The 14,755-nt window shown below is 68.6% G+C and carries 12 protein-coding genes; 7 read left to right on the top strand and 5 right to left on the bottom strand.

Going from position 1 to position 14,755, the window contains the following annotated elements; all coding sequences use genetic code 11:
- The first annotated feature begins 4 nt into the window (after window positions 1–4).
- The 3 genes from ABH933_RS04100 to ABH933_RS04090 all read left to right on the top strand — a co-directional run bounded on the left by ABH933_RS04100 (window position 5) and on the right by ABH933_RS04090 (window position 3,152).
- Window positions 5–1,453, top strand: a complete 1,449-nt coding sequence (locus ABH933_RS04100) for an NCS1 family nucleobase:cation symporter-1 (protein ID WP_429415388.1) — start codon at window positions 5–7, stop codon at window positions 1,451–1,453.
- 174 nt (window positions 1,454–1,627) lie between these two features.
- Window positions 1,628–2,458: an IclR family transcriptional regulator gene (locus ABH933_RS04095; RefSeq protein ID WP_215919384.1), complete on the top strand. Its 831-nt coding sequence runs from the start codon at window positions 1,628–1,630 to the stop codon at window positions 2,456–2,458.
- Window positions 2,459–2,546: 88 nt separating this feature from the next.
- Entirely contained in the window at window positions 2,547–3,152 is a 606-nt protein-coding gene (locus tag ABH933_RS04090; protein WP_215919382.1) for a TetR/AcrR family transcriptional regulator, read from the top strand.
- An 11-nt stretch (window positions 3,153–3,163) separates the two neighbouring features.
- On the opposite strand, the gene ABH933_RS04085 is transcribed toward ABH933_RS04090, so the two are convergent.
- From ABH933_RS04085 to ABH933_RS04065, 5 genes are all read right to left on the bottom strand, one after another.
- Window positions 3,164–4,045: a TIGR03619 family F420-dependent LLM class oxidoreductase gene (locus ABH933_RS04085; RefSeq protein ID WP_429415384.1), complete on the bottom strand. Its 882-nt coding sequence runs from the start codon at window positions 4,043–4,045 to the stop codon at window positions 3,164–3,166.
- 157 nt (window positions 4,046–4,202) lie between these two features.
- Window positions 4,203–4,610: a hypothetical protein gene (locus ABH933_RS04080; protein ID WP_429415381.1), complete on the bottom strand. Its 408-nt coding sequence runs from the start codon at window positions 4,608–4,610 to the stop codon at window positions 4,203–4,205.
- Window positions 4,573–5,592: a hypothetical protein gene (locus ABH933_RS04075; protein WP_429415378.1), complete on the bottom strand. Its 1,020-nt coding sequence runs from the start codon at window positions 5,590–5,592 to the stop codon at window positions 4,573–4,575. Before ABH933_RS04075 ends, ABH933_RS04080 begins: the two co-directional genes overlap by 38 nt.
- A gap of 318 nt (window positions 5,593–5,910) precedes the next feature.
- Complete coding sequence (locus tag ABH933_RS04070; RefSeq protein ID WP_429415376.1) at window positions 5,911–7,677, bottom strand: sulfatase; 1,767 nt, start codon at window positions 7,675–7,677, stop codon at window positions 5,911–5,913.
- Between the two features lie 70 nt (window positions 7,678–7,747).
- On the bottom strand, window positions 7,748–8,578 hold the full coding sequence (locus ABH933_RS04065; protein ID WP_429415373.1) for a formylglycine-generating enzyme family protein: 831 nt from the start codon (window positions 8,576–8,578) through the stop codon (window positions 7,748–7,750).
- A 353-nt stretch (window positions 8,579–8,931) separates the two neighbouring features.
- On the opposite strand from ABH933_RS04065, the gene ABH933_RS04060 reads away from it, so the two are divergent.
- The 4 genes from ABH933_RS04060 to ABH933_RS04045 all read left to right on the top strand — a co-directional run bounded on the left by ABH933_RS04060 (window position 8,932) and on the right by ABH933_RS04045 (window position 14,711).
- Window positions 8,932–10,815: a sulfatase family protein gene (locus ABH933_RS04060; protein ID WP_429415370.1), complete on the top strand. Its 1,884-nt coding sequence runs from the start codon at window positions 8,932–8,934 to the stop codon at window positions 10,813–10,815.
- A gap of 11 nt (window positions 10,816–10,826) precedes the next feature.
- Window positions 10,827–11,702, top strand: a complete 876-nt coding sequence (locus tag ABH933_RS04055; RefSeq protein ID WP_429454913.1) for an alpha/beta hydrolase — start codon at window positions 10,827–10,829, stop codon at window positions 11,700–11,702.
- A complete protein-coding gene (locus tag ABH933_RS04050) occupies window positions 11,699–12,979 on the top strand; it encodes an MFS transporter (protein ID WP_429415364.1) in 1,281 nt (426 codons plus the stop codon). Before ABH933_RS04055 ends, ABH933_RS04050 begins: the two co-directional genes overlap by 4 nt.
- Window positions 12,980–13,304: 325 nt before the next feature.
- Window positions 13,305–14,711 carry a sulfatase family protein gene (locus ABH933_RS04045; RefSeq protein ID WP_429415361.1) on the top strand — a complete coding sequence of 469 codons (1,407 nt, stop codon included), beginning with the start codon at window positions 13,305–13,307 and terminating at the stop codon, window positions 14,709–14,711.
- Window positions 14,712–14,755: the final 44 nt, after the last annotated feature.

Below are 14,755 nucleotides of genomic sequence, written 5' to 3'. Positions count from 1 at the left end.
AGAGATGACAGATACACAGGTTCGGGAGCCCGAGGGCACACCGGAACGTTCGGCGCTGGTCAATCCGGACCTGACGCCCACCACGAGTGAGAATGCGGTGTGGCGCACCTGGGACCTGTTCTGTCTCTGGATGACCTCGGCGCACAGCATCGGCAGCTACGGCTTCGCGGTTGGCATGCTGGCACTCGGGCTGACCGGCTGGCAGACCATGCTGGCGCTGTTCGTCGGCGTGCTGATGCTCTGGGGCGGCAGCAATCTGATCGGCGTGGCCGGGCAGCGGGTCGGGGTGCCGTTCCCGGTGTTCGCCCGCGGCGCGTTCGGGATATTCGGCGCGAATATCCCGGCGCTGCTGCGGGCGCTGGTGGCGGTGTTCTGGTACGGCATCCAGACGTATCTGGCCTCCACCGCGCTGATCGTGCTGCTGCTGCGCGTGGCGCCCGGTCTGAAATCGCTGACCGTGCATAGCTTCATCGGGCTGTCCACGCTGGGCTGGATGTCGTTCCTGGTGTTGTGGGCGGTGCAGCTGCTGATCATCAGCTACGGCATGAATGTCGTGCGCAAGGCCTCGGATTTCGCGGGGCCGGTGGTGTGGATCGGCATGCTGGCCCTCGCGATCTGGATTTTCGCGAAGGCGGGCTGGAGCATCGATTTCGGCGCACGATCGGGCGCGGCGCTCTCGGGCGGCAAGACCGTGGCCGCCTTCGTCGGGGTGGCATTCCTGATGGTGGCGTTCATGGCCGGGCCGCTGGTGAACTACGCCGATTTCGCGCGTTTCTCGCCCAGCAAGAAGGCCATCGTGCGCGGTAATGCCTGGGGTATTCCGGTCAACGAGACCGCGTTCGTGGTGATTTCGATCATCATCTCGCTGGCCACCCTGAAGGTGTACGGCAAGGTGCTCTCGGATCCGGTGGAATTGGTTGCCCACATTCACGACAACACGATCGTGATCATCGCCGCGGCCGTGTTCGCGATCGCGACCGTCGGCATCAATGTGGTGCTGAACTTCGTCTCCCCGTCCTACGACATCTCCAATACCGCACCGAAATACATCTCGTTCCGCACCGGCGGCGTCATCACCGCCGTGCTGTCGATCCTGGTGCTGCCCTGGAAGCTGTGGGAGAACCAGAATTTCATCGTCTACTTCCTGGGCGGGGTCGGGGCACTGATGGGCCCGGTGTTCGGCATCCTGATCGTCGACTACTACCTGCTGCGCCGCCAGCGCACCGTTGTCGCCGATCTGTATTCCGAGGCGCCGCAGGGCCTTTACCACTACACCCGCGGCTTCAACCCGCGCGCGCTGATCGCCCTGGTGATCGCGGGCGTGGCTGGGGTGCTGGTGGCGCTGGTGCCGCATTCGCAGTACGTGACCGCGCTGTCGTGGCCGGTCGGCGCGCTGTTCGGCGGCGGACTGATGTATGTACTCAGCGCCGGGAGTCGTCCCGCGGCGGAGTGAGCCCGCTGCGCCGGCCGGTCTCGCGATCGGCCGGCGCAGCATCAACCCCAGATGCCCGTCGCACCCGGACCACCGAAAACTCGCGTTCCGAGCCGCGTGAAAACCCTGTGCAACGACGCGCCACACTGCTACCGTCTAACTAGAATCAATTTCAGTTTTTCGAAGGCGGATGGCATGACCTCGATGGTGAGCACCGATGCCCGATCCACGCCCGAGCGGCACACGCTGCCGCCCTCGATGATCGAGCGGGTCTCGTTGATCATGGATTGCTTCGATCGCCCGCACACCCGGCGGGCCCTAGAGCAGATCGCGCAGCAGACCGGCCTGCCCCGGTCCACCGCCTACCGGATCCTCGAACAACTGGTCCGGCTGCGCTGGCTGCGGCGCACGGCGAGCGGCTATCGGCTCGGGGAACGCGCCCTGTGCCTGGGCGGCCGCGAGACCGGGCACGACGCGTTGCGCGCCGCCGCGGCGCCGGTCCTGTTCGACCTGGCGCTGCGCACCGAGCTCGTCGTGCACCTGGCCGTCCTCGACGGCCCCGAGGTGTACTACCTGGACAAGGTGGGCGGTCGCGCGGCGGCCGACATACCGTCGCGGGTCGGCGGACGCGCCCCGGCCTCGTGTACCGCGCTCGGCAAGGCGATGCTGGCATGGCTCCCCCCGGAGCAGATCGATACCGAATACTCGCCCCGCCTGGTGCGCCGCACCCCGCGCAGCATCGGCGAGGGCGGGGTGCTGCACCAGCAGCTGGGCCGGATCCGGCGCGCCGGCGGGGTGGCCTACGAGCGCGGCGAATGTGTGCCGGGCATCGGCTGTGCCGCGGCCGCGGTACGCGGGCCCGACGGTCCGATCGGCGCGATCTCGCTGGTGGGTGCGTCCGATGCCGCGCTGGAAAGGGTTGCGCCGCAACTGATTCAGGCGGTACGCACGGTCTCCGGTGAAATGCACGGCTACCTGCGCACGATCGTCCCCGGCGCGCACGTGGGGCAGGCCTTCGCATCCTGACCGTGATCGGCAATCCGGCGCGTGGGCTCTATTCTGGGTGTTCCGTTTGTCCGTTGTCGTCTCCACTGCTCTTCAGGAAGGTACGAATATGGCGCGAATCGCCGAGGTGCGTTCACCGGCCGCGCCCGTATCCGAACGGCAGATGGTGCGGCGCGAGCGGATCCTGGACGCCGCCGCCGAGCTCGGGTCCGCCGCGGACTACGACCGGGTCCAGATGGTCGACGTCGCCAAGGCGGCGGGGGTGGCAATCGGCACGCTGTATCGCTACTTCCCGTCCAAGACGCACCTGTTCGCGGCCCTGTTCGATGCGAAGATAGGCCGGTTCCTGGACGCGCGGTGGGCCACCGGCGGCCCGGATCCGATCGCCGAGCTCGGCGAGAATCTGGTGGCGCTGAACCGCGAGCTGCTGCGCACGCCGCGCCTGTGCGGCGCGATGCTGCAGGCCGCCGCCGGAACCTACATGACGGGCCCCACCGAGGACGGCCTGATGTCGCAAACCGTACTGCCCCAGGCGATTCTGCGCACCCTCACCGAGCTGGCGCCCGACCGCGCGAACATGGACGTGATCCGCTTGCTCGTCTACAGCTGGTGGGGCGTGCTGGTATCGGCGTTGGGGCACAAGACCTCTCCGCGCCGCGCGGAGGACGACGTGCGCCTGGCAACGCGACTACTCCTGGCCGACTACGCCCGCTGAGCCGGTCGCGCTCAGGCCTGGACCGCCGGATCGGACCGTCGGGTGAGACCGAAACGTTCGGCGAATTGTGACATCCGGTCGAGCTGCTCCTCGGGCGCGCCGCCGCCGAAATCGACGACGAGACGGTCGACCCCATGGTCCGCGAGTTCCCGGACCTGGTCGGCGGACATGTCGGCCGATCCCCGCCTGGTGTACTCGAGTGCCTCCGGGTCGCGTCCCGCGTCGACCGCGGCCCGGCGGGCGAGCTCGAACTGCCGGTCGCGCTCGTGCTCGGTGAGCATGCCGCCGGGGAAGAAGCCGTTGCCGCGTCGTCCCGCGCGCCGGGCCGCGGCCGGGCTCGAGCCGCCGACATGGATCGGAAGCTCGCTTACGCCATGGGGTTTCGGGTAGCTGCAGATGTTGTCGAGGGCGAAGAACTCGCCGTCGTAACTGACACCGTCCGCCCCGCCGGACCACAGCAGGCGCAGCACATCGATGGCCTCGTCGGCGCGCCTGCCGCGACTGCGGAAGTCCACCCCCATGGCGTCGGCCTCCCCCGGCAGCGTGCCGATCCCGACGGTGAGCAACCGCAGACGCCCCCGCGACAGCACATCGATGGTCGCCAAGCGCTTGGCCAGCACCACCGGATGCCGGTACGGCAGCAGGAGCACACCCGTGCCGAGCAGTATCCGATGTGTCTGCCCGGCAACGAAACTCAGGCAATCGAGCGGATCGAAATACGGCAGCGTCGAGGGCAGCTCGCCCGCCCCGAACCGCGCGCCGGGATACAGCGCGATGTGATCGGTGACGTACAACCCCTCGAACCCACACCTCTCGGCATGCTGTGCGTAGGTGACGAGCCGATCGGGATCGGTGCCGTTGAACGCCGTGTAGTAGCTGGTAGCAAATCGCATACGGAAACTCCTGGGGTCGGTGCCGCCCGGCGGTGACCGAACGACGATGCCGCCGAACGCTAAACCCTGCCGCGAGCGTCAAGGCAAGACCGCGGTCGATCTCCGTGCCGCGCCGCCCAGAAGACCTGACCGCCTGAGGCATGTGCGACATACCCTTTCAGCCTTTGCCGCTGCCGCTGCCGCTGCTGGAGCCGGTGGCCAGCTTCGGCACCCGCAGCACAGAGTCGGGCACGCCGGCGCCGTCGGTTCCCTCGCCGTTCTTGGCGTAGGGGCTCGTGCCCGGCGGGGCGGCCAGGGTCTGGGGGTAGTTCCACGCGCCCCAGGCCGCCGCGCCGCCGCCCGCCAGAATCGTGCCGGCCAGCCCGCCGACCCCGGCGAACACGCCGATGATCGGCAGACCGGTGAGCAGGCAGCCCACGGTGAGGATCGCGCACGTGGCGAGCGCGACGACCGCGCCGAGGACCGCGCCCGCCACCGCGCCGGCCAGCGGGCCCAGCGCCGAGGCCAGACCCAGCTGGGCGAGACTGTCATTGGCGGCGCGCTGATTCTCGAGCGGCGAGGCCACCGGCTGGGCCAGGGGCCGCGCGCTGCTCAGGTCGGCGGCCAGTCGCAGGGTTCGGCCGTCGTGCGAAATCGACTGGCGGACATCGTATCCGCGGTCGGCCAGGCGAATCGACAGCGGCAGCTGCCCGACGGTCCGGCCGAGCTCGTCGACCACGAGGATGGAGTGCCCGTCCGGGGCGGCGGTGAAGTGCCCGGCACCCAATGATGTTGTCACCCAGCCGTTGTCGACGACGGTCCGGAAATCCACGCCGGCTCTGCGGCAGGCCGGGCAGCTGATCGGCGTACTTGCTGTGCCCGGGCGGTGCGGTCATGGTCGTGTAGTAATTCCACAGGCCCGCAATCAATCCGGGGGCGCCGCCGAGGGCGAGCCCGGCCAGCCCGCCGACCCCGCCCATCAGGGTCACGATCGGCACCACGGCGAGCACGCAGCCGATGGTCAGCACCAGGCACGAGGCGCCCGACACAACCAGACCGGCCCCGATGCCGACGACCGCGCCGATAACGGTGCCGATCAGCGAGCCCGCGGACAGGCCGAAGCTGACGGAGTTGATCAGGTCGTTCATGGCCAGCTGGTTCTCCAGCGGGGACGCGACCGGCGTCGCCACCCTGTGGCCCGCGGGCAGTCGCGGAGTCATGCGCAGGGTCTTGCCGTCGGGCGAGATCTGGGCGTCGATCGAATATTCCGCGTTGTCCAGGACGAAAGACAAAGGCACGGTGTCCTTTACCGCGCCCTGCGGGTCTCGCAGCTCGATGGAGCGGTTGCCGAGGGTGAAGGCCCCGGTCCGGATGGTCGCGAGCACGGCACCATCGACCACGTGCGCCCGGTATCCGGCGGCGACGGCCGCCGCGACGGTGTCGGGCACGACGGTCGCTTGGCTGGGAAGTGGGGCTGCTGAACTCGGGACGGCGACGGTGTTCGCGGCGGTGGCCACCGCGACCCCGGCGGCGAGCATTACGGCGCAGGTACCTTTGCGAATTCTCATGGGATTTCCTAAATAATTCGAGACACTCGCCCGGGTCGATGAATGAGGGTTGTCGAATCCGAGCGGCATCGATAAGGCCGCTGTAGCTTCCAGCGGCCGCGCGCGCTAGTGAACGACACTAGTTCACAGGAGGTTCTCATGGAGGGTTTTCGAGTCATTCAGGAAGATAAATTCAGCGCCCCGAACAGCTGCCGTCCGAAACAAAAAATGGCCGTGGCCTGCACATGTGCAGGCCACGGCCAGACAAATTCCCCCGACGCCTTACAGCGACGGTAATGCTCCAGAATTATGATCCGAGAATTTCGGCGAGCGGCAGCATCAGAGCATGGCGAGCTCTTTCGCCAGTTCCTGCAGACCCGCTACCGACACAATTCCGGCGGCCATGGACGCGAAATCGTAGAGCGCGAGCGGCCCGAGCATTTGCAGGAATTCCGAATCCGCGATCGCGGGCACGTGCCGGCGCAGCGCCTCGAGGGCCGCGGGATCGGCGATCAGGGTGTGTAGCGGCGATTCGAGCGACAAACGTCCCTGCGGGAATTCGTCCCGGCCCGGAAGCGGTTCCGCCGCGATCAACGCCTGCTCGCGTTGCGCCCGCACCAGCAGATGCTCGGCCCCGACCGGTCCTTCGACGGGCAGTCCGAGTCGCTCGAACTGGCTCGGCGGCGCATCGTTCGCGCGCATCAGCTCTACCATCAAATCGGCCATGCGGGACTCTATTTCGTCATCGACGAGCGGTTCGAGCTGGCCGGGATCGGCGAGCAGGTCGAACAGCAAGGTGCCGTGCATGAACGGGTTGACCAGCGATCGGCCCGATATGCGCAGCGGCCGAACGCCTTTGGTGAATTCGAACGGATCGGTCAGCTCCATCCCGTGCAGTTCCTGGGGCGTGAAACGGCCGCGCATGTGGGTCGGCATCAGCGTGTGCTCGAGCAGCGGCTCGTTGGCCGCCGTGGCGCAGGCGCGCATGTATACATAGCGGCCGTCGGTGACATTGACGTGGCCGCCGAAGATTCCGAACAGTCCGGCCGTGCGGGCACCGCTGCCCGCCGCGATCGGCAGCGGCGTGCCCTGCACGTCGGCGGGAATCCCCACGCCGAAGTAGTCGAGCAACGTGGGCGCCAGATCTATGGTCTGCACCAGCGACCCGCGCCGCTCCCCCGCGACCCCGGCGCGCGGATCCCATGCGAACAGCGGCAGGTGAACCAGCTCGTTGTACCAGGGCTGCACGGCCTTTCCCCACCAGCCGCGCTCGCCGAGCAGGAATCCGTGGTCCGTGTTGACGATCAGCATGGTGTCGTCCCACAGGTTCAGCTCGTCCATCATGTCCAGCACCCGCCCCAGCGAGTGGTCGCACATGGACAGCAGCGCCGCGTACTCGAGGCGGGCGTGCTCGACCTGGTCCGCGGTCTCGGTGACCCGCTTGTAGTCGGGCCAGTCGAAGTGCGGGCCATCGTAGTCGTGCGGGTAGAGATCCTTGTAGTTCTTGTGGCTGAAGAACGGCTCGTGCGGATCGAAGGTCTCGATCTGTACGAACCAGCGATCCGACGCCGCATTCGTACAAATGAATTCCAGGCCCGCGTCGAAGGTCAGCGTCTGCGAGTGCTCCGCCTCGGTCGGCATGTGCTGCCGGTTCACCCAGTCCTGGGTGTATTGCGGGGTGCGCATCCGCTCGAGGTCGTCGGCGGGCATCTCCGGCGGCGTGATCTGCCCCTTCCAGGGATCGGCCTCCTGCCCGCGGAAGAACTCCCAGGTGGTGTACCGGCCGTGATAGGTCGCGCCGCCATCCTCCCAGTAGTGCGGGTGGTCGCTGGCCAGGTGGGTGTGAATTCCGTACTGCTTCAACAGCTCCGGCATGGAGTCGTCGAACGGCTCGAGCGGGCCCCAGCTGCGGTGCAGGAAGTTGTATCGGCCGGTGTGGATTTCGCGGCGGGCGGGCATGCACGGCATCGATCCGGCGTAGGCGTTGTCGAAGGTGACGGTGCGCTCGGCGAGCCGGGCGAAGTTGGGCGCATGTGTCCAGTCGCATCCGTAGGGCGGCAGCATGCGCCGGTTCAGGCTGTCGAACATCACCATGATGGCCTTCACTGGCAGTCTCCTGGTCTCGTGGTGTCGGAACTCCGGTGCACGGTTACCGTGCCGGAATGATGTGCGGTGTTTATGCGGCGCAACGGAATCCGGTGTGCCCCGCGGCACTGTCCGGACTGTTGGCCGAGCGGGCCGCGACCCGGTAGCGGAAGCAATAGGATTCGTGACACATATGCGAGCCGCCGCGAATCACCTTGTCGCGGCCCGCGACCGGGCCGGTGGGGTCGATCGAGTCCGGCCGGTGTTCGGGCGAGAACCAGTCCGCACACCACTCCCAGACGTTGCCGCACATGTTGTACAGCCCGAACCCGTTGGGCTCGAACGCATCCACCGGGGCGGTGCCGCGGAACCCGTCGGCGGCGGTGTTCTTGCTGGGGAAGCTGCCGCGCCAGATGTTGCAGCGGTATTCCCCGCCGGGATCCAGTTCGTCTCCCCACGGATAGCGCGCGCCCGCGAGCCCACCACGGGCGGCGTACTCCCATTCCGCCTCGGTCGGCAGGCGCTTGCCCGCCCACCGGGCGTAGGCGTCCGCGTCGTTCCACGACACGTGCACGACGGGGTGGTTGCCGCGGCCGGCCAGGTCGCTGTCGGGACCCTCGGGCCGGTCCCACCGCGCGCCGCTCACCCCGCACCACCACGGGGTGCGCTCGGGGCGCGGGGACTCCCGCCGCAGGGCCGCGGGCAGGAAGCCCGCGAAGACGTACGACCATCCGAAGCGCTCGGCCTCGGTGCGATAGTCGGTGGCGTCGACGAAACGGGCGAACTGGTCATTGGTCACCGCGGCGGCGTCGATCAGGAACGGGGACAGGCGCACCTGGCGCACCGGCCCCTCACCGTCCCCCGGATAGCCGATCGGATCCGCGGTACCCATGGCGAACTCGCCGCCGGGCAGCGCGACCATGCCCGCGGTGTCCGGGCGACCCGGGTCGCCACCACGGCTCGGGCACGGCATCGCGGGGGCTGCCGCCGCGCCGCCACGGGCGGGGGGACAACAGCTTGGCCGCTCGGCAGCATGGTCGGTCGGGTGCATCGGATCCTAGACCTCCTGGCTCGGCTCGGCTCGGTCGCGCCCCCGCCGAGTGGGTGACGCGGCGCGTCGTTCCACACTCGCAAACTATGCCACTAGTGTTATAGCACCACCACTCGACAAATGGAATAGTTTCCACCTCGAAAACTATGGCACTTGTGGTATAGCTGGAGTGGACCCGCGCTCCCCGCGGCACGTTTCCCCTCTTCCTCAGAAGGACCGATCCCATGCCACTCGACCGGCCCAATATCCTCTGGATCGTCAGCGAGGACTGTCCGCCTCGCTTCGGCTGCTACGGCGATCCGCTGGCCGCCACCCCGAACCTCGACCGCCTGGCCGGCGACGGCGTCGTGTTCGATCACGCCTTCAGCGTCGCGCCGGTCTGCGCGCCCTCCCGCTTCGCCATGCTCACCGGGCTGCGCCCGGAAAGCCATGCACCCGCCAACCACATGCGCGCGCTCGCGCCGATGCCGTCCTGGCTGCGCACCTACCCCGAAATCATGCGCGACCAGGGCTATTACTGCACCAACAACGCCAAGACCGATTACAACGCGGCCGTCGACCCCGACGCGATCTGGGCCGAGTCCTCGAGCACCGCGCACTGGCGCAACCGCGCGCCCGGGGCACCCTTCCTGGCGGTGTTCAACTTCGACGGCACCCACGAGAGCTCGGTGTTCATGCCGACCGAACCCGGTGTAGACCCTGCCCGGGTGCGTGTGCCCGCCTACCTTCCCGGCACGCCCGAGATCCGCGGTGATATCGCACGCTACTACGACCGCATCGCCGCGATGGACGCCTACGTCGGCACCCTGCTCGCCCAGCTCGACGAGGATGGACTGACCGATTCCACGATCGTCATCCACACCTCCGACCACGGCGGGGTGAATCCGCGCTCGAAGCGCTTCTGCTACGACGAGGGGCTGCGGGTGCCGCTGATCGTCAAGGCGCCTGCGCGGTATGCCGGACTCTTCCCGGCGCCGGGCACCCGGGTGGCCGCCGCCGTCACCACCGACCGCATCCCGGCCACCCTGCTCGATGTGGCCGGCGCGACGCTGCCCGGTCACATGGATGGAAAGAGCCTGGCGCACAACGCATTCGATCCGGATGCCAGCTACGCGTTCGGCGGCCGCAGCCGCATGGACGAGCGCCTGGACGTGATCCGCACGGTCCGCGACCGGCGCTACCGCTACATCCGCAACTATCACCCGCACCGGCCGTGGGGGCAGCATCAGCCGTTCGCCTGGCTGGCCGCGGGCTACCAGTCCTGGGAGACCGAGCATCTCGCAGGCCGGTTGAACGAGACCCGGTCCACATTCTGGAACCCCAAGCCGGGCATCGAACTGTACGACCTCGACACCGATCCGGACGAGGTCCACAACCTCGCCGGTGACCCGGCCCACGCCGAGGTCGAGCGGCGGCTGGCCACGGTGTTGCGCGGGCACACCCTGGCCGTGCACGACAACGGTTTCCTGCCCGAGGGGTCGCCGCACGAGGGTTACGACGCCTCGCGCGCACCCGGCGCGTATCCGCTCGAGCGCGTCCTCGATATCGCCGATGCGGCGTCGGAACGAGGACCCGGCGCCACGGCCCGCTTCCTCGACGCGCTCGCAGACCCCGACGCCACGGTGCGACGCTGGGCAGCGATCGGCCTGCTGGCCAGCGGCGCCCCCGGGGAGGCTACCCGTGCCCGGCTGGCCACCGCCGTCGAGACCGAATCCGACGCCTTCGTGCTGATCCCCTGCCTCGAGACGCTCGCCCGCTACTGCGGCGACGAGCACGCGGTGGCGCGGCTGGCCGGGTATGTGTCCGCCGCCCAGCCGCTGCCGGTGCGGCTGGAGGCTCTCGCCGCCCTGACCGCATTGCCCGATGCCCGGCTGCTCCCGCACCGCGAGGCCCTCGCCGACGCTGCCAACGGTGTCGGCGGCTATGTCTCCGGCGCGGCGCGCTACCTGCTGGCCCGGCTCGACGGCACCTACACCCCGAGCATGGTGCTGTTCTCCGTCCCGGCCGAAACCGTGGCGCTGGCGGCAAAAATGAGCCCCCAGGCGGCGCAGATGATGGCGCGATTCCAGCAGATGCTGGCGCGACTCCAGCAGACCGGTCCCAGGTAGTCGAGGAAACAATGGTGAACAAAACCCGCCTGACCGGTTTCGTAGCCGCCGCGGCACTGCTGAGTGCGCTCGCGGTCCCCGGCATCGCCTCGGCACAACTCGCCGCACCCGGCATCGATGAGACCACCTACCCCACCGATCACGGCCCGATGCCCATGACGGTGTACCGACCGGCCGCCGAGCGGCCCGGAAACCATTATCCCGCAGCAATTTTCGTGCACGGCGGCGCGTGGGTGCAGGGCAGCCGGCAGCTCCTGGACAGCGAGGCGCGCGCTGCCGCGCAGCGTGGCCTGGTCGTCTTCGATATCGACTACGACCTGTCCGCGCCCCGCGCCCCCCGCGAGTACCGCGACGTCGAGGCGGCGATCGGCTATGTCCGCGCCGCCGCGGATCGCTTCGGGGTGGACCGCGACCGGATCGGCGGGCTCGGCACCTCGGCCGGGGCGAATCTGCTCATGCAGGCCGTGATCACCGACCATGCGCCGCTGGCCGCCGTCGTGGGGTGGTCGGGCCCTTACGATCTCACCGCGCACACCTCACCGAAGGACGTGACGATGGCGACGGGCTCTGCCGCGGCATATCTCGGATGCGTTGCGGTACTGCCGAATTGCCGGGACCGGGCCGCCGCGGCCTCGCCCGTACTGCACGTCTCTCCCGGCGCCCCGCCCGCCCTGCTGTTCAACTCCAGCGACGAACTCGTTGCCGCCACGCAGATAACCGAGCTCGCCGACCGGCTCCGCGCGGCCGGCGCGACGGTCAGCACCCAGCTCGTCCCGGGGCATCGTCACGCCGTCGCCTACAGCGATGTCGCGCTCGGGCCGACGCTGGACTTCCTGACCGAGCGCCTGAGCGTCACCAGCGACCGGCCGTCCGCGGGAGACCGATGAGCGAGCAACCCCCCGCTGGCGGCACCGGGGTTGCCATGAGTCTCGATGTGCCTGCGGCCGAACCGGTTTCGGAGGCCCGGCTACGCCGGCTGTTCCGGACCATTCCGTTCGCCAGCGTCTGCCCGCAGTTCAGTTACGGGATCGTCGGCTATTTCGCGGCCCTGCAGATCCAGAGCTTCGACAGCGTCCACAAGGTCGAGACGCTCGCGGTGCTGCACGCGTCCGTGGCGATCGCCTCGATGGTGGCCCAGCCACTGGTGGGCCTGATGTCCGATCGCACCCGCACGCGCTGGGGCGCGCGGACCCCCTGGATTCTCGCGGGCGCGCTCGTCGGCTGCGTCGGATTGGTCGCTGCGGGCGTATCGCGTTCCGTGGCAATGCTTCTCGCGGCCGCCGTGGTGGCGCACGTCGGATTCAACGCGCTCGGCGCACCGCTGACGGCGATCCAGCCGGACCGGGTCCCGGTGCACCGGCGCGGGCGCTATTCGGCGTTGGCCGGGCTCGGGACCATCAGCGGGGCCATGCTCGCGCCCGTCGTCGGCTCGTCCTTCGCCACCCGGATCGCAGCAGGCTACCTGGTGGGGGCCATCGCCATCGCGCTCACGGTGACGATCTTCCTGATCCTGAATCCGGACCGGGACAACCGCGCCGCACCGCGCCCGGACTTCTCGATCGGCGGATTCCTGCGATCCCTGTGGGTGAATCCGGTGCGGCATCCCGATTTCGCGTGGGTCTTCCTGGGGCGCTTCCTCATCTGCGGCGGCTACTACATGGTCCTGACCTTCCAGCTCTACATCCTCGAGGACTACATCGGGCTCAGCGTGCACGACGCCACCCATATGGCGCCGGTGCTGAGCATCGCGAGCCTGCCCGGATTCCTGCTCGCCACCAGCGTTTCGGGCGTGATATCCGACCGGATCGGGCGGCGCAAGCCCATCGTGCTGGTCGGCGGACTGATCATCGCCGGTTCCGCACTCATCCCGCTCGCCAGCCCGACCCGCGTCGGGCTGATCTGCTCGATCGTGGTTCTCACCATCGGCTTCGGCACTTTCCTCGCCGTCGACCAGGCGCTGGTGACCGAGGTGCTGCCCGGGAAAAGCAGCGCGGCAACCGATCTGGGAATCATCAATATCGCCGCAACCCTGCCGAACACCATCGCCCCGATGACCGCAGCGGCGATCGTCTCCGTCACCGGCGGGTACGGCGCGCTGTATCCGATCGTCGCGGCCGTCGCCGGACTCGGCGCGCTGGCCATCGTGCCGGTCAAGGCGCGCTGAATCGCGGGAAGGAGAAAGCCTATGACCAGGTTCGGCCACGCCACGATCGCCGGGCTCACCACGGTAATCACCCTGATGAGCGGAGTCGCAACGGCGGCACCGGTCGGTCATCGCGACAACGGGCTCACACGGGCGGACCATCGCACAACGGCCCCACCCGGCACTCCCGTCGAGGTTCAGGCGATCACGCCGCTGCCGTGCTGGACGACTGCGGTGCCCGCTGATTCACAGCCCATCCACGAGCACCGAAAGATGCTGAACCAGCGGCCAGTTCGGCATCACCAACGGCGTCATCGGGCACGCCGGCCAAGCCGCCCAGTACCGCATGGACACCGGCCACGCCCCACAGCTGCCCCGCCCGCTGCTCGGGCAGTACCTGGGTCTGTGCGGCTACTACACCGCCGCGATCTCGAGTTTCGCCGAGCGCCACCGCGCCCACTACTTCCTGGGCAACTTCCGCGAATCCATGCGCGCCACACCGGAGTTCGGCGACGAGCCCGCGAATGCCGTGACCGACAAGGCGATCGAGTGGATCGCGGGGCATCAGGACGAGGAGAACTGGTATCTGCACCTGACCTACTGGGACCCGCACACCGACTACCTGCAGGACCGGGAGTGGACCGAGCGGGCGGCTGCGGCGGGGCCGGCGCCGGCGTGGCCGGACCAGGCGGCGATCGATGCCCACCAGGACATCTACGGCCCCCGCACGGCCCGGGATCTGCACTACGCGACGGTTCCCCGCAAGAGCCGGGTGCCGCACAACATGCCCGACCAGATCGCCGACCGCGCCGATTTCGAGCACCTGATCAACGGCTATGACGGCGGAATCATGTTCTGGGACCACCACTTCGGACGACTGCGCGACGCCATCGCCGAGCTCGGCCTGACCGAGGACATCGCGATCATCATCAGCGCGGACCACGGCGAGTCCTTCGGCGAGCAGGGCTCCTACGCCGAGCACGGCCTGGCCAACGAGGCGGTCCACCACCTGCCGATGGTCGTGTACTGGCCCGGCGTCACCGATCGCGCCGAACGCCGGCGCAACGACGCGCTGCTGTACAACATCGACTACGCCCCGACCCTCTGCGAGCTGCTGGGCCTGCCGATTCCGTCCAAGTGGCAGGGCCGTTCGTTCGCCGGGGCGGTGCGCGGCGAGGCGATCGAGTCCCGCGACTACCTGGTGTGGGGGCACGGCGCACACACGTATCAGCGCGCGGTCCGCACCCATGACCACCTCTACATCCGCACCTATCATCCCGGGTGCTTCAAGGCCGAGTGGGAGTCGCTGTTCGACGTGAGCGCCGACCCCCACCTGACCCGGAATCTGATCACCGACGAGCCGGAGCTGGCCGACGCCATGCGCTCGAAGCTGCAGCAGTGGTGGGACTTCTACGCCGGAACGCCCGGCGCGCTCCCGGATCCGATGCAGGTCACCCTGCAGAACGGGCCGGTCCTGTACAACCAGCCCGAACAGTACATGGAACATCTGCGCGCCACCGGCCGCGCCGAGCAGGCCGAGGATCTGCACCGGCGGCTGCACCCGGACAACGGCGCGCTCGGGGCGTCCTGGACCGCGCAGGGCCCGCTGATGAATCCCGAGGAGCGCGCGCTGTTCCAGCGGTTCTTCGACGCGGCCAGGACCGAAGGATCCGGGGAGACCAAGGACAACGCCGCGATGTTCGCCCGCCTGCTCGGAGTGCGCTCCACCGCACCGCAGCAGGCCGACGCGTGAACCGAATCCCGCCACCACCAACACTTTCAGAGACCGGAGTACTC

The organism is Nocardia sp. GP40, from assembly GCF_050434125.1.
Taxonomy (GTDB): Bacteria; Actinomycetota; Actinomycetes; order Mycobacteriales; family Mycobacteriaceae; genus Nocardia; species Nocardia albiluteola.
This window is presented reverse-complemented; position numbering and strand designations above follow the sequence as displayed.

Coding starts and splice junctions, on each gene's coding strand:
- ABH933_RS04095 (WP_215919384.1), top strand. CDS start 1,628: ATGACCTCGATGGTGAGCACCGATGCCCGATCCACGCCCGAGCGGCAC.
- ABH933_RS04045 (WP_429415361.1), top strand. CDS start 13,305: ATGGACACCGGCCACGCCCCACAGCTGCCCCGCCCGCTGCTCGGGCAG.
- ABH933_RS04100 (WP_429415388.1), top strand. CDS start 5: ATGACAGATACACAGGTTCGGGAGCCCGAGGGCACACCGGAACGTTCG.
- ABH933_RS04065 (WP_429415373.1), bottom strand. CDS start 8,578: ATGGTCGCGCTGCCCGGCGGCGAGTTCGCCATGGGTACCGCGGATCCG.
- ABH933_RS04050 (WP_429415364.1), top strand. CDS start 11,699: ATGAGCGAGCAACCCCCCGCTGGCGGCACCGGGGTTGCCATGAGTCTC.
- ABH933_RS04055 (WP_429454913.1), top strand. CDS start 10,827: ATGGTGAACAAAACCCGCCTGACCGGTTTCGTAGCCGCCGCGGCACTG.
- ABH933_RS04060 (WP_429415370.1), top strand. CDS start 8,932: ATGCCACTCGACCGGCCCAATATCCTCTGGATCGTCAGCGAGGACTGT.
- ABH933_RS04075 (WP_429415378.1), bottom strand. CDS start 5,592: ATGAGAATTCGCAAAGGTACCTGCGCCGTAATGCTCGCCGCCGGGGTC.
- ABH933_RS04085 (WP_429415384.1), bottom strand. CDS start 4,045: ATGCGATTTGCTACCAGCTACTACACGGCGTTCAACGGCACCGATCCC.
- ABH933_RS04090 (WP_215919382.1), top strand. CDS start 2,547: ATGGCGCGAATCGCCGAGGTGCGTTCACCGGCCGCGCCCGTATCCGAA.